12 protein-coding genes are annotated in these 14087 nt (G+C 41.6%); 10 read left to right on the forward strand and 2 right to left on the reverse strand.

Annotated features, from left to right (window positions below; translation table 11 throughout):
* Positions 1-73: 73 nt before the first annotated feature.
* The 6 genes from cysH to OSCIL6407_RS33875 all read left to right on the forward strand — a co-directional run bounded on the left by cysH (position 74) and on the right by OSCIL6407_RS33875 (position 5744).
* Positions 74-805, forward strand: a complete 732-nt coding sequence (cysH, locus tag OSCIL6407_RS0102905) for a phosphoadenosine phosphosulfate reductase (RefSeq protein WP_007358470.1) — start codon at positions 74-76, stop codon at positions 803-805.
* A gap of 339 nt (positions 806-1144) precedes the next feature.
* On the forward strand, positions 1145-2422 hold the full coding sequence (locus OSCIL6407_RS0102910; protein WP_007358472.1) for an ATP-dependent DNA ligase: 1278 nt from the start codon (positions 1145-1147) through the stop codon (positions 2420-2422).
* Between the two features lie 73 nt (positions 2423-2495).
* Positions 2496-3074 (forward strand): Uma2 family endonuclease, encoded by a 579-nt coding sequence (locus OSCIL6407_RS0102915; RefSeq protein ID WP_007358473.1) that lies wholly within the window; start codon positions 2496-2498, stop codon positions 3072-3074.
* 51 nt (positions 3075-3125) lie between these two features.
* Complete coding sequence (locus OSCIL6407_RS0102920; RefSeq protein WP_007358474.1) at positions 3126-3704, forward strand: Uma2 family endonuclease; 579 nt, start codon at positions 3126-3128, stop codon at positions 3702-3704.
* 165 nt (positions 3705-3869) lie between these two features.
* On the forward strand, positions 3870-5123 hold the full coding sequence (sbcD, locus tag OSCIL6407_RS0102925; protein WP_007358475.1) for an exonuclease subunit SbcD: 1254 nt from the start codon (positions 3870-3872) through the stop codon (positions 5121-5123).
* A 417-nt stretch (positions 5124-5540) separates the two neighbouring features.
* Positions 5541-5744 carry a hypothetical protein gene (locus OSCIL6407_RS33875; protein ID WP_007358476.1) on the forward strand — a complete coding sequence of 68 codons (204 nt, stop codon included), beginning with the start codon at positions 5541-5543 and terminating at the stop codon, positions 5742-5744.
* Positions 5745-5913: 169 nt separating this feature from the next.
* Here the strand turns inward: OSCIL6407_RS33875 and OSCIL6407_RS0102930 are convergent, their stop codons facing one another.
* Positions 5914-7200, reverse strand: coding sequence for a hypothetical protein (locus tag OSCIL6407_RS0102930; RefSeq protein ID WP_007358477.1), 1287 nt, complete (start codon positions 7198-7200; stop codon positions 5914-5916).
* 180 nt (positions 7201-7380) lie between these two features.
* On the opposite strand from OSCIL6407_RS0102930, the gene OSCIL6407_RS0102935 reads away from it, so the two are divergent.
* The 3 genes from OSCIL6407_RS0102935 (at position 7381) to OSCIL6407_RS0102945 (ending at position 11363) form a co-directional block, all read left to right on the forward strand.
* Positions 7381-9831, forward strand: a complete 2451-nt coding sequence (locus OSCIL6407_RS0102935) for a GAF domain-containing hybrid sensor histidine kinase/response regulator (RefSeq protein ID WP_007358478.1) — start codon at positions 7381-7383, stop codon at positions 9829-9831.
* Positions 9832-9931: 100 nt separating this feature from the next.
* Positions 9932-10516, forward strand: a complete 585-nt coding sequence (locus OSCIL6407_RS0102940) for a cytochrome b (protein WP_019486900.1) — start codon at positions 9932-9934, stop codon at positions 10514-10516.
* 169 nt (positions 10517-10685) lie between these two features.
* Complete coding sequence (locus OSCIL6407_RS0102945; protein WP_007358480.1) at positions 10686-11363, forward strand: N-acetylmannosamine-6-phosphate 2-epimerase; 678 nt, start codon at positions 10686-10688, stop codon at positions 11361-11363.
* A gap of 249 nt (positions 11364-11612) precedes the next feature.
* On the opposite strand, the gene OSCIL6407_RS0102950 is transcribed toward OSCIL6407_RS0102945, so the two are convergent.
* Positions 11613-11972: a phage holin family protein gene (locus OSCIL6407_RS0102950; protein ID WP_007358481.1), complete on the reverse strand. Its 360-nt coding sequence runs from the start codon at positions 11970-11972 to the stop codon at positions 11613-11615.
* Between the two features lie 173 nt (positions 11973-12145).
* Here OSCIL6407_RS0102950 and mrdA point away from each other — a divergent pair, with 173 nt between their 5' ends.
* The gene (gene mrdA, locus OSCIL6407_RS0102955; RefSeq protein ID WP_026103640.1) at positions 12146-13948 is read left to right on the forward strand and encodes a penicillin-binding protein 2; all 1803 of its coding nucleotides are present in this window, start codon (positions 12146-12148) and stop codon (positions 13946-13948) included.
* Positions 13949-14087 lie beyond the last annotated feature (139 nt).

A 14087-nucleotide genomic window follows, 5' to 3' on the forward strand; every position in this document is an offset into this window, starting at 1 on the left:
CCGCACTTACTACTAAACCAACGGGTCGCAGTTCCGATATTGTAGAAATACAGACTGATTAAATTTCAACATAATGACTCAATCTACAGCATCTCCAATCTCAGTTGCCAACATTGACCTAGACGAACTGAACCAAAAGTTTAACTTAGCCCATCCCAGAGAAATTCTGGCTTGGTGTGTTGAGAATATCCCCACAGGATTAGTGCAAACTAGCGCCTTCAATGTCGATGACATGGTAATCACGGATATTCTCTACCGCGAACTTAAGCCACAAGTTCCAGTACCGGTCATGTTTTTAGAGACTTTGCATCACTTTCCCCAAACTTTGGAGTTAGTCGCAAAGGCCAAAGCACTCTACAACCTGAATCTCCAAATTTACCAGAATCTAGATGTGGACTCCCGCGAAGCTTTTGCTGCTAAATATGGCGAAGCTCTTTGGGACAGCGATATTGCACAATTCCACCATCTCACTAAAATTGAACCTCTGCAACGGGGTCTCAATGAATTGAATACTGTCGCCTGGATTACCGGCCGCAGGCGGGATCAGGCTGTTACTCGTGCGGATATGCCTGTGTTTGAAGTTGACTCCCTAAATCGCCTCAAAGTTAATCCTATAGCCTCTTGGACGCGCAAGGAAACTTGGGCTTATGTGATGGAACATGGGGTAATTTATAATCCTTTGCACGACCAAGGCTATCTCAGCATTGGCGATGAACCGATTACAACGCCTGTAGCAGAAGGCGAAGATGAACGCGCTGGCCGCTGGCGTGGTACTGGCAAAACTGAATGCGGTATTCACATTTAACCTTTGATTAATCTTTGGTCAAAAGTCCTTTGCGATCGCGTCGAATCGCAAAGGACTTTCCGCAACAATAATGATGTTGGGTAGAATGAAGTGAAACCCAACATCATTATTGTAAAAAGTTTGATATAAGTAGTCAGATATAATTAAACGTAGGGTGGGCGATCGCCGCAAAAAGCCTATAACTCATAGCAGAAGATAGTCTAGGCGATCGCCCACCTTACAATTTATTAAACGCCTTGGCGGTTGCTATAGAATTTAACTTGACTAATGAATCAAGTATGGATATAGTGAGTTAAGTTCGCATCACATCTAGTAAGCTTAAGCTCAATTTATTAAACTATGGAATACATCGAATATATCGAATCAAAGCGAAAAGCCGCAAAGAAAATCAGTGCTGATATTCGAGAAAGGTGGAACAACCGCATCGTTACTAGAGGATTACACCTATTAGGAGAACAAGGTGCTTTGCAGTATTTAGCTGATTATGGACGCGGAATAGGTACTGCGAAAGTTGTTAGTTTTGCACTATGTGCGGAATCAGAAGGATACCCAGAGATAGCGGCTGGATTTTGGCAGAAAGCATTTGAGTTGGAGACAGGACAAAAGGCGCTTGTTTCTAATTGGGAAAATAGTTCTGCTTCCGAAATTACTAAAAAACCTAAATCTAGCACGCAACCAAAATTTGTCAATAATATTGATATTATACCCGAATTACCGCCACATTTACAACCAGGAAGAATCGTCACAATGCAGGCAGTAGATGCACCCAGCGAACGCTCTTATTATATAGAAAATTCTGACTATTGGGGTCAGCCAAAACGCGATGGCAATCGAGTAGTTGTAATTGCCACCAAAGATAAAATTTACTATCAATCCCGTTCGACTCGATTGCGACAACAGCCATCAATTGAAATTGAGATTAGATTGCTTGAAGCAGCAACTAAACTAGGATCGTTTGTTTTAGATGGGGAATTATATTATAAAAGCGTTACTGGCAGCGAACATCGAACAGGTTCTCAGGCTGCAACTGTTAATATTGAAAGTGGTTTTCCTACTATTCATCCGCACGTAGTTTATGGCATTTTCAAATCTCTTTTCTTTAAGGGAAATGACCTAACTCAGGTTACAGAGTCAGACAGAATTGCAGCAGGTGTTGTCATTGGTGAATTGCTTGCTGCTAATTCCCAAGAATTTGAAATTGTACCGACATTTCGCACCTTAGAAGAGAAAGCTTTACTGGCACGCCAGCAGGAAACAGAGAACAGAGAAGGAGAAATCTGGATTTTGCATAACTGCCGCTATGTGGGAGGAAAAGATGTCCGCACCTTCCCAATGGTGAGAACTAAATACTGTCTTGAACTCGATTTATTAATCGTAGGGCTGACTAATACAAAAGTTGCAGGGCGACCATTTAGTGCAATTGAAGTTGCACGAGAAATTGAGGGTAAATTAGTCCCTGTGGGAACGGTTGGGACTGGTTTTAGCATGGAAGAAATGGAGGAAATTTCCCGACGCTATGCTGCCAATCCTCACGGTGTTAAAATAAAAGTGCGATCGCAAGGCTTGACAGAAAGTGGACTACTTTGGCACGCTCGATTTCTTGAGTTTAGTCCATAAATGTGCTTGTGACAATATCCATAACGCCGTCATCCTGGCGGTAGTCAATGTAAAATTAGCGGAGAAAATTTAAATGTTTGCTAATCAAAAAAAATTCTACATTTCCCCCGAAGACTATCTAGAAGGTGAACGGCAAAGTCCGATTAAACATGAGTATCGACGCGGCCACGTCTATGCGATGACGGGCGCTAAGAACCCCCATGTACGCCTCTCTGTTAAATTAGTAAGTTTGTTAGAAAATCATCTTGATGATACGAACTGCCTTGTTTTCATGGCAGATACGAAAGTCAGAATTGAAGAAGCTGATTGCTATTACTATCCTGATGTAGCGGTGACTTGCGATGAAAGGGATACAAATTCTACGGAAGATTTTATTCTCTATCCTTCCCTAATTATTGAGGTGCTGTCTCCATCAACGGCAATTTTTGACAGAAATGAGAAATTTGCAGACTATCAAAATTTATCAAGCTTGCAGGAATATGTGCTAGTCAATCAATCTCAGGTTAGGATCGAGTGTTTTCGTCTCAATGCTGAGGGAATTTGGGTTTCTCAGACTTATGAACAGGGAGATGAGTTACACTTAGCTAGTGTAAATTTTAGCTGCCCGATGAGCGAAATTTATCGCAAAATTCCGGGTGTAATTCCCGACTAAACTTGCTAGTAAAGGCAGCGACACAAATTATAATTATGGAGCTTTAGCCAAATGTTTGCTAATCAAAAAAAATTCTACATTTCCCCCAAAGACTATCTAGAAGGTGAGCGGCAAAGTCCGATTAAACATGAGTATCGGTGCGGGCACGTCTATGCGATGACTGGTGCTAAGAATCCTCATGTACTCCTTTCTCTGAGCTTAGCAAGTCTGCTAAGGATTCATCTACTAGATACTAATTGTCAGGTTTTCATGGCAGATACAAAAGTCAGAATTGAAGAAGCTGATTGCTATTACTATCCTGATGTAGCGGTGACTTGCGATGAAAGAGATACAGATTCTACGGAAGATTTTATTCTCTATCCTTCTCTAATTATTGAAGTGCTGTCTCCATCAACGGCAATTTTTGACAGAAATGAGAAATTTGCAGACTATCAAAATTTATCCAGCTTACAGGAATATGTGCTAGTCAATCAATCTCAGGTTAGGATCGAGTGTTTTCGTCTCAATGCTGAGGGACTTTGGGTTTCTCAGACTTATGAACAGGGAGATGAGTTACACTTAGCTAGTGTAAATTTTAGCTGCCCGATGAGCGAAATTTATCGCAAAATTCCGGGAATAGATAATGAATAAAATTATTTTACGTAACGCCGCCATCTTAGCGGTTAACTCACCGCGCCTGTTGGCGGCGTTACACTTTTGGGGAAGTTCTACACTACTAAGTAAATCCTTCTTCCTTCTCTCCTAGATAACTAAATCCTTCTTCCTTCTACTTAACAATTACAGGAGAACGAAATAATGATTAAAATTCTTCACGTCTCAGACATCCACATGGGAAGCGGGTTATCTCATGGAAAAACTAATCCAGAAACGGGTTTAAATACGCGGCTGGAAGATTTTACTAGCACTCTAGGGCGCTGTATGGATAGGGCAATTTCTGAGCCAGTTGATTTGGTTATATTTGGCGGAGATGCTTTCCCTGACGCTACGCCGCCGCCATTTGTAAAAGAAGCTTTTGCCCGCCAATTTAGCCGCTTAGTCGAGGCTCAAATTCCGACAGTATTGCTAGTAGGAAATCACGACCAACATTCCCAAGGACAGGGAGGCGCGAGTTTAGGAATTTACCGCACTTTGGGAGTGCCAGGATTTATTGTAGGCGATCGCCTAGAACTCCATCGCATCCAAACCCGCAACGGCCCAGTACAAGTTATAACCCTTCCCTGGCTTACCCGTTCTACCTTAATGGCGCGATCGGAAACCGAAGGTTTTTCCCTCGACGATGTTAACAAATTACTAGCCGATCGCCTTAGAGTTGCGATCGAAGGTGAAATCCGCCGCCTCGACTCAGAAGTACCAACCATATTACTCGCTCACTTGATGGCAGATCGAGCCAATCTCGGCGCTGAACGTTTTTTAGCCGTTGGAAAAGGCTTTAACATCCCCCTGTCAATGCTGACTCGTCCCTGTTTCGACTATGTAGCCCTCGGTCACGTCCACAAACATCAGAATCTTAACAAATCTAACGACCCTCCCGTAATCTATCCCGGTAGCATAGAACGAGTTGATTTTAGCGAAGAAAAAGAAGACAAAGGTTTTGTCTTAGTTGAACTAGAGCGTGGAAGGGCCACTTGGGAATTTTGCCCTTTGCCAGTACGGGATTTTTGCACCATTAAAGTTGATGTATCCCAAGCACAAAATCCTCAAGTAGAAATACTCAAAGCAATTGAGAAAAAGGAGATTAAAGACGCGGTAGTGCGGTTAATTTACCAGTTGCGATCGGATCAATTAAACACTATCGAAAATGCAGAACTGCACAGCGCTTTGAAGGAAGCTCACAGCTACACCATTCAACCAGAATTGCTCAGTCAACTTGCTAGACCTCGCTTGCCAGAGCTGGATTCCAGCAACAGCATCGACCCCTTGGAAGCACTGAAAACTTATCTAGACAGTCGGGAAGACCTCAAAGAGATAGCAGAGAATATGTTAGAGGCAGCCAACAGCTTGCTCGATCGCGAAGAGGAACCAATACTGGAGTTAAGTAAAGGAACATAATTAGCCTGAAAATATCGATTCCCTAAAAGCTAGTGACCTAAGTGTTTTCCCTTCAGTCTGCTGATAAATAGGTTCTAGTGAGAGGTGAGAAAGATCACAAGGTGAAGTGACGGGGATCGTCGCAATCCCCTAAAGAATAATTGTGTTAGGGATTAGTTTTCTAGTGACTGGTACTAGCAATAAAAATCATCCATTGGGAAGATACAGCTCAAATATTAAATCAAATACTATTTATTTAGATAACAGTTTATTTAGATAGTAGTCGCCATGCTCGTTAGAATCTTATTAATTTCTGAAACTCTTGCTGAAGATTGCCTTTCACTTCTGCCTTTGTAGATAACTAACTTTTTCGGCATCGCTCTTTTCTGCCTTCTGCCTTAGCCTTCTGCTATATATGAATTTAATGGATGTACAGCAATGATAAACAACCCAAGTTTTTTTTCCAACCAAATCCTTGAGTTATATGCTCAGGTTTCTTGCACGGGCCAACTAACTCGTACAGATAAATTAACATTAGAATCTGCTTTGTCCAATGGTTCACTAGACAAAGAAGAGAAAATAGCAATACAACGGCTGTTCTATGCTCTACGCCGAGGATATTTTCATCTCGTGGACAACTAACACATGACTTACGCACCCAACCAAAGAAACCGGGTTTTTTGACAAAAATACTTCGCCCGAACCCACAGATTCTGTAAAAAACCCGGTTTCTGGAACTCCACAGTAAGTCCTAAATTAGCGATTAGCCATTACCAATTACCAATTACCAATTACCAATTCCCAATTACCATCAATTCTGTTTTCTATATCTAAGTGCCTGTTCAATTTTTTCAATTAGATATCGCGAATCTCCCTGTTGTACCAACTTTTCTAACTGCGAGACTGCCGCTTCAGACCTCTCGATTTGTTGAACCAAAGAATCTACACTGGTAGTATCTACGTTTCTCAAATGCTCTTGTAGAATTGGAATTAAATTGGGATTTTGATTCCTGGCAAATTCCTCTAATTCTAACAATGCCATCTCTCCCCGTTCTATCTTTTGACTGACACTCCTAGCAGCGTTAGCGTTGGCTTTAGCAGTCTCAGTGAGTTCTTGGATACGAATTTTAAAACGGCTAGTGATTTGATCGATTTGATTGCCTACCTCAAAAGCTTGGCTTACCAGTCGGCTAATTTCTAAACTTACTTGGCTCAGCCCATTAGATTGATTACCCTGCTGGTTGGAGACAATTGTAGCTTGTACTGCTAAGTGTCGAATTTGTTGGATAATCTCTCCAATTAATTTAGAAGCACTGTTAACTCCTTCTAAATCTTTGCCTATTACCTTACCAAGATCTAAAATTTTATCTGTATTGTTGCAAATAAAATTAGAACCCTGAAAAGTCGCTTGGAAAGCTTGCTTGCCTTCTACGCAAATTAATTGAGCAATACGAATAAATCGTTGATTTAGCTGGGCAATTTCTTGGGCTTGTTTCAAGAGTTCTGTTTGTTCAGAACTATAATTTTGGCTGGGCTTTTGTTTTCTCTTCAGAGTAGCTTGTAGAAGTTGGCTATATTCCTTAACTTTTGTCTGTCCTTGCTGAATTTTTTCAATATACTGCTGCGCTTCTAACTTTTGCTGGTGAATCGCCTTATTAGCTTGAGCTAACATTTGAGACTGAGCTAAAATTAGAGTTTGGATATCGAGCAGGTGGAGACCTCGATCTTCTAAAACGATAATAATTGGTTCATAAACCAGGTCTTTAGGTCGATTAAGAGCTGTTTGCACGGCTTCATCTATTTTCCAATTTTCAGAAAGCACCAAAGGGGGAATTCTAATAAAATCTAAAAGCAAACGAATCGGCCGTTGCCAATAAAGCTCAACTCGATCGGGGAGACTCATTTGTTCTCGAAATTTGACACGAGAAATCATGCCCAACATTTGTGAGTCTTGAGTAATAATTACTCCAGGCAGATCGGGTTGCTGCCCAAATTTTTGGGCGATAACCTGTCCGAGAGTTGTAGAACTCACTTGGAAGTCATGGGAGGGCAATTGGCCTAGCGTGGAATCCAGCGTTAGCTGAGTTAGGTCGCTCATGCACCCTAGTACCGTAGGTAAAAGTCAACAAACCATATATCTTGGCATTATACTGGTTTAAGGTTAAATAAACTCATCATGCTGTCTGAGTTCCACCAAACTCGCTGATTCTATTCCCTTCTTACCCTAGCCCCTAGCCCCTAGCCCCCTAGCCCCTAACCGCCTTGGCGGTTGCTATAAATGTCTATTCTTACACATCCAACATTAACTCGGACTTTACCTGTAGAAACCTTTGATGCTATTTGCCAACTATTACAGCAAATGGCTCAAATTCCAGGTACATTACTGCTTAGGGAAAATGCAATCGCCGCAACTGAATTTACCGCTGAGTTCCCCCAACACTTTGCAATATTTATTTCGGAAAAATTTAGCGCCCTATTGTGGGTGAAGGAAGAGGTGCAGAGTGGGAGAGATGTCTGCGATCTCCCCAATCAAAAATCAAAAATCAAAAATCCAATAGTCTCCAATACCTTGTTAAATGTCGGGTTGACTTTCGCTCCAGAAGTAATCGCTGCTTTTGGTTATAAACTATGCGATCTTCACATAGCAGCAGGGGCAAAACTGCTAAGAAATATTGACATTTATGCCATGAGAATGGCGCTAAAAAATATAAAATCTAATGATGCTAATGTCCAGAGTGAATTTACCTTGCAATTGCTAGAAATTATTTCCTTAAATTGCTGTGTAAATTCTCCCCTCTCTCCTTCCGGGTGCAAATCTATAGAAGATTCCTGTCACCCGCAACTCGAACAAGAACGACTTTTAAATCAGGTAACAACTCAGATTCGGGATAGTTTAGAATTGCCAGTGATTTTGTCAACGGCAGTCCAGCAGTTGCGACAATTTTTGCAAGTCGATCGTCTATTAATTTATCAATTTGAACACCGACAAAAAACTACCGAAAATATTGAAAATAATCCTCCTACTAAAAACTCCGTCAAACAGGCTTCACAGCCACTCTTTGGTCGTGTTAATTATGAAGCTTTGGCGAATGAAAAAATCGCTTCTGTACTTTACTTATCTGAAGGATCGGCTTGTTTTCCCGATGTACCCAACTATCAAGAGAAATATCGCAAAGGAATTACTATCGGTGTCGCAGATATCGAAACTACCTACAGCGATCGCCCCTGTTTTTTAGAGTTTATGCGCTCGTGTCAGGTACGAGCTAAGTTAGTAGTACCGATTATAGTTCAAGAAGAACTTTGGGGGCTACTGATTGCCCACCAGTGTTTTGAGGTACGCGAGTGGGAAGAAAGTAAAAAAACATTTCTGAGACAAATTGCAGAACACTTGGCGATCGCAATTTGCCAAGCTGAACTCTATGCAGAGTTGCAGCAGCAAAAACATACCCTAGAACAGCGGGTAATTGAGCGCACCCAGGAACTCCAAGATGCACTAGCTGCGGCCCAATCAGCGAGTCTTGCCAAAAGTGAATTCTTAGCAACTATGAGTCATGAATTACGGACTCCTCTCACCTGCGTAATTGGTATTTCCGCTACTCTCCTACGTTGGTGTTGTGGCAATGAAGCTAATACCAAGATTCCTCCTTCCAAGCAGAAAAATTACTTACAAACTATTCATGATAGCGGCAAAAAGTTGTTGGATTTAATCGAAGATATTCTAGATTTATCCCAAGTAGAAGCTGGGAATACGGCATTAAAAATCAGTGAATTTTCCCTATCTCAAGTAGCTTATTTAACTGTAGCCGATCTCAAGGAACAAGCAGCAGCTAAACACATAGCAATCGCGATTGAACAGCAAATTGAACCCGGTCACGAGCGCTTTGTAGGCGACCAGCGTAGAATTAAACAAATCCTCTTCAATCTATTGACAAATGCCATTAAGTTTACCCCAAAAGGGGGGCGAGTAACCCTCCGGGTTTCCGTAAAAGGTGAAAAATCTATAGCCGAATTGCGTCAAAATAGCATTAAATCGGGTGGAAATATTGCTGTTTTCCAAGTAGAAGATACTGGCATTGGCATTGCTAAAGAGCAGCAATCTTTACTCTTTCAGAAATTTAAGCAGTTAGATTCACCTTACCGCCGCGAATATAGCGGTATTGGTTTAGGTTTAGCCTTAACTAAACACCTAGTAGAATTACATGGCGGCGCGATCGAAGTTAAATCTACTGTCGGCGTTGGCTCTATTTTTACAGCATTTATTCCAGTTCAAAATGTCAAAAAAATTGAGCGAGTTGCAAATAGGAAAGAGGAACAGACAGATTCATTATTTATCTCTCAATCTTCTGCTTTGCAAGGTTGTCTGGTTGTAATTGAAGAAAACGAGGAAATTGCCGCGCTTATTTGCGATATTATGACAGCAGCAGGACTGCAAGTAGTGTGGATGATTGAAGGTTCTACTGCGGTAGAACAAATTAAATTGTTTCAGCCTATAGTTGTAATTGTTGATATGCGCTTGCCTGGAATAGATGGTTATGAAATTATCCATCAGTTGAGAAACCTCAGCGCCAATTATGCTCAAGGTCTCAAAATTCTAGCTTTAACAAATAAGACAATGCTATCCGATCAAAAGGCAGCCATGAATGCAGGTGCAGATGATTATTTGAATAAACCTGTGCAGCCAGAGGAATTATTACATAAGATCGCGAATTTGCTAATAACTAATGGCTAAGATTACTGGGAATATTGCATGATTTTTGAGGGCTGCTATAACTTGACAGATAAAGGTTGTCTGCGGTAATTTATCCTTAATAATCTAGATAAGAGAAAAGATGATTTTCAGCAAAGAGGCAATTAAACCTAGACTTAATTCGGCTTTTAAGCAATTAATGTCTATACACTGGGTAATGGGGTGTTGCTACCTGTTGCTGTTTACAACAGGTACATTTATGGCGAATGTGTCCCGCGAGACTCCACTCCGGGGAGAATTGTATGATTTTCATAAGGCAATGGGTGTCTTAGTTATGGGTCTTTTGACCTGGAGAATCTTGATTTTACTTCAGGTATGGCGGCGTAAATATACTCGCAGTTTGCCAAAGCTTAGTCGGGAGTGGATGCAGAAGTTTTTATTACATTCTGCGCTGTATTTATTTATGTTTGCACTTCCAGTGAGCGGTTTCTTTTTTTCAAATTCATATAAAAACAACAATGTCCATTTTCTGGGTTTTACTCTCCCCGACATATTCCCCCAAAATTCTGCTTTAGTGGACTTAGGTAGAAGTTTGCACTTTTGGTTGGCTTATACATTTCTGGCGTTTATTGTGTTACATATCATGGCACAGTGGAAGGTTATCCGTGCTAACTGGAGGCGTTTTAAAGGGATGTTAAAAGCAAATTTGGTTTCCAGAAAATCATGAATAAAAGCTAGGTGATGGGAAGAATAGCTTATAATCAAGGGGTTTAGAAAGTTAGAATCTCCTAAAACCTTGTCGTTTGCTATACTAACACAATCACCAATCACCAATTACCCATTACCCATTACCCATTACTCATTACCAATTACCCATTACCCATTACCCATTACCAATGATTCAGTACAAATTTCCCAGTAAACTAATAGTATCTTGTCAAGCACCAAGTGACTCGCCTTTGCATGAGCCGAGCGTTATTGCAGCAATGGCAGAAGCGGCTGTCAATCAAGGAGCAGCAGGTGTTAGAATTGATACTCCAGCTCATATTACAGCAGTGCGATCGCGCATTTCCTCGCCAATTATTGGGATTTGGAAACAAGTATTGCCAGGATTTGAAGTTTACATTACTCCCAGATTTGAAGATGCGGCGGCGATCTCAGCCGCAGGTGCAGATATCATTGCCATTGATGCTACTCTCAGAAACCGCCCAAATGGAGAAACAGTTAAGAGTTTAATTGCTAGAATTCACGATGAATTAGGCAAACCCGTAATGGCTGATGCAGACACTTTGGAAACAGCAATTAAAGCAGCAGAAGCGGGAGCTGATGCGGTGGGAACTACTCTTTATGGCTACACTGCTGAAACGAAACATCTATCTCCTCCCGGTTTTGAACTACTTGCCAAAATGGTAGAAAAATTAGATATTCCAATTATTTGCGAAGGTGGTATTGCTGGGCCACAGATGGCAAAACAGGCCTTAGATTTGGGAGCTTTTGCTGTTGTTGTGGGTGCTGATATTACTGGGATTGACCTTAAGGTAAAAGCTTATAATTCGGTAATTGGTAATAGGTAATAGGTAATTGGTAATAGGTAATTGGTAATAGGTAATTGGTAATAGGTAATCAAATACTTACTGAAAAGTATTGCTACAATTCTTATTTGGGGTAATTAGTAGGACATAAATAAACGCTATAAATTGTAAGGTGGGCGCGAGCCTACAACGATCTTCTGCTTTGATTTATAGGCTTGTTGCGGCTCGCGCCACCCTACATTTATCTTTATGTGCCCTTACTTACTGTTGCATGATTTTGGGGAACTGATATTAGATCAGAACGCCATTAATGAAACTGCTAACCAAAGCCAGAGCTAAGGCTCCTAATACAGCACTCCACATACCCTTCTGCAAACTAAAACCCTCAACAACTTTAGCTGCTAAGGCAAAAATAATCACATTAATAACAAAAGCAAAAAGCCCTGACAGCAAGCCGAGAGTTAAAACATTGGGTATAAAAAATACCGCTCTGAAAATTGGCATGATTAAAACATTCAAAATCCCCAAAACTGCTGCTGAAACTATTGCTTTTGGCGTACTGTCAATTTGAACGCCAATAGGCAATTGAGAAATCAGTAGCAAGCTGCTACCTGTAACTAACCAAGCAATCAAAATGTCAAGTGGCTGCATAGTACAAACTCCTTCCTTAAAAGCTGAAGCTTTGAAAAATTGATATTTAACTATACATTAACCAAAAAATATCTTTGCTTCCTCTACCAATCGGCATAATTTATGTTTAGGATTTTTTCCGGATGGCAATACCTTTGATAGGGAAAGAGAAGAAATGCGGTTTGGGTATGAAAATGGCTAGCAATTATATTTTTAAATCTGGAACGGGCTTTTTTGACAAAGCGGCTCTCGAAAATGCGGTACTTCGCCGCAGTAGATTACACCGAGCGATATTATTAATGCTGTGCATTACTGGTTTGATGGGTCTGCCGATTTTTCGTCTAGCTCAACTGCAACTGGTTCAAGGTGAATACAATCGACAGCGGGCAGAGCACAACCGCATTCGGTTATTTCCTGTTGCTTCTAACAGAGGTCAACTTTTAGACCGTAATGGCAAAATATTGGCAGCAAATCGAGTTTCGCGTTCGGTATATTTATGGCCAAAGGAACAGGCGGCAAAGGAATGGCCTGCTACAGCTTCTCTGCTGAGTTCCATATTGAAGATACCTAAAGAGGAAATTCTTAAGAAATTAGAGAAAGTTGGTTATAAATCTGCTTTGCCGATCCGAATTCGGCAGGATATTAGCCGTGCTACGTTTATTTCTTTGTCTGAGCAAGCAGGTAATTTGCAGGGGATTGAAATTCGTCCTGAATCGAGTCGGGACTATCCTTATGGAGATTTAGCAGCGCACGTTTTGGGATATATTGGCGAGGCTAGTTTAGATCAGCTTAAAGCTAATCCAAAGTATCCGATGGGGATGATCGTCGGTCAACTGGGAGTTGAACGGATTGCTAATTCTTCGCTTGAGGGGGTTTGGGGAAATCGTTTGATTGAGGTGAATGCAAAGGGTCAGGAAATACAGGAGTTGGGAGTTAATGCTCCTATTGCTGGTAAGTCGGTGCGGTTGACTTTGGACTTGGATATGCAGAAAACTGCTGAAAAATCTCTAGGCGATCGCTTGGGAGCAGTTGTTGCTTTAGATGTGAAAACGGGGGCGGTTTTAGCGATGGCTAGTTGGCCGGATTTTAACCCGAATATTTTTACTAGCAAGGTGAGTAAAAAAGAGTGGACTCGCCTTCAAGGTGAGGATAAACCTTTTCTAAATCGCGCTCTGCAAGGCTATCCTGCTGGCAGCACTTTTAAAATTGTTACGGCTACGGCGGGGATGCAGTCGGGGAAATTTTCTCCTGATTCAACTTTGTTTAGTTCTGCTTCTATTACTATTGGTGGTATATCTTTTAACGAACATGGTGCTGGTTATGGCACTATTGGTTTTCGCGATGCTTTGGCCTACAGTAGTAATACGTTTTTTTATCAAGTAGGGATGGCCGCAGGGCCGGAGCAAATGTCTAAATGGGGTCATGAATTGGGGATTGGCGGAACAATTAATTTGAAGTTATTGGGGTTAGATGGGGCAAATCATGGTCAAATTCCAACGCCGAAAGAGAAAGTGAAAATGTACGGGGAGGATTGGTATGTGGGCGATACGGTGACGATGGCAATTGGTCAGGGTTTGGTGTTAGTAACGCCTTTAGAGTTGGCGGTGATGGTGTCAACTGTTGCGAATGGGGGTTGGCGAGTGCAGCCGCATTTGTTGACTTCTCAAGCTAATGGGGCTAAACCGATTAAGACTGCGATCGCGCCGGAAACTTTGAATGTGGTTCGCCAGGGGTTGATTGATGTGGTGCTTAAAGGTACTGGTCGCGCTATGAATGACGGTTCTATTCCTCTGAGTGGGGGTAAGACTGGGACGGTGGAAATTCCAGGGCACCCGGATAATTCTATGTATGTGGGTTTTGCGCCTGCTGATAAGCCGGAAGTGGCGATCGCGGTTGTTGTCGAAGGGGGGGGATATGGTGCTGTATCGGCCGCTCCTATTGCCCAAGAGGTATTTAGAACCTATTTCCAGAAGAAAGGTTTTAAACCTAAGAAGTAATTTTGTTAGTTGTTGGTTGTTAATAGTTAGTTGTTAGTTGTTAGTTGTCATTGCGTTGGCGAAGATTAACTGAAGGGCTGATACTTCGCTTCGTAAGCACTACGCGCAGGCTATGCAATGACAACCACTAACCACTAAC

The sequence above is a fragment of the Kamptonema formosum PCC 6407 genome, from assembly GCF_000332155.1.
Taxonomy (GTDB): Bacteria; Cyanobacteriota; Cyanobacteriia; order Cyanobacteriales; family Microcoleaceae; genus Kamptonema; species Kamptonema formosum.

Excerpts from the sequence above, each read along its gene's own strand:
- cysH (WP_007358470.1), top strand. The coding sequence starts at position 74 with ATGACTCAATCTACAGCATCTCCAATCTCAGTTGCCAACATTGACCTA.
- OSCIL6407_RS0102910 (WP_007358472.1), top strand. The coding sequence starts at position 1,145 with ATGGAATACATCGAATATATCGAATCAAAGCGAAAAGCCGCAAAGAAA.
- OSCIL6407_RS0102915 (WP_007358473.1), top strand. The coding sequence starts at position 2,496 with ATGTTTGCTAATCAAAAAAAATTCTACATTTCCCCCGAAGACTATCTA.
- OSCIL6407_RS0102920 (WP_007358474.1), top strand. The coding sequence starts at position 3,126 with ATGTTTGCTAATCAAAAAAAATTCTACATTTCCCCCAAAGACTATCTA.
- sbcD (WP_007358475.1), top strand. The coding sequence starts at position 3,870 with ATGATTAAAATTCTTCACGTCTCAGACATCCACATGGGAAGCGGGTTA.
- OSCIL6407_RS33875 (WP_007358476.1), top strand. The coding sequence starts at position 5,541 with ATGATAAACAACCCAAGTTTTTTTTCCAACCAAATCCTTGAGTTATAT.
- OSCIL6407_RS0102930 (WP_007358477.1), bottom strand. The coding sequence starts at position 7,200 with ATGAGCGACCTAACTCAGCTAACGCTGGATTCCACGCTAGGCCAATTG.
- OSCIL6407_RS0102935 (WP_007358478.1), top strand. The coding sequence starts at position 7,381 with ATGTCTATTCTTACACATCCAACATTAACTCGGACTTTACCTGTAGAA.
- OSCIL6407_RS0102940 (WP_019486900.1), top strand. The coding sequence starts at position 9,932 with ATGATTTTCAGCAAAGAGGCAATTAAACCTAGACTTAATTCGGCTTTT.
- OSCIL6407_RS0102945 (WP_007358480.1), top strand. The coding sequence starts at position 10,686 with ATGATTCAGTACAAATTTCCCAGTAAACTAATAGTATCTTGTCAAGCA.
- OSCIL6407_RS0102950 (WP_007358481.1), bottom strand. The coding sequence starts at position 11,972 with ATGCAGCCACTTGACATTTTGATTGCTTGGTTAGTTACAGGTAGCAGC.
- mrdA (WP_026103640.1), top strand. The coding sequence starts at position 12,146 with ATGGCTAGCAATTATATTTTTAAATCTGGAACGGGCTTTTTTGACAAA.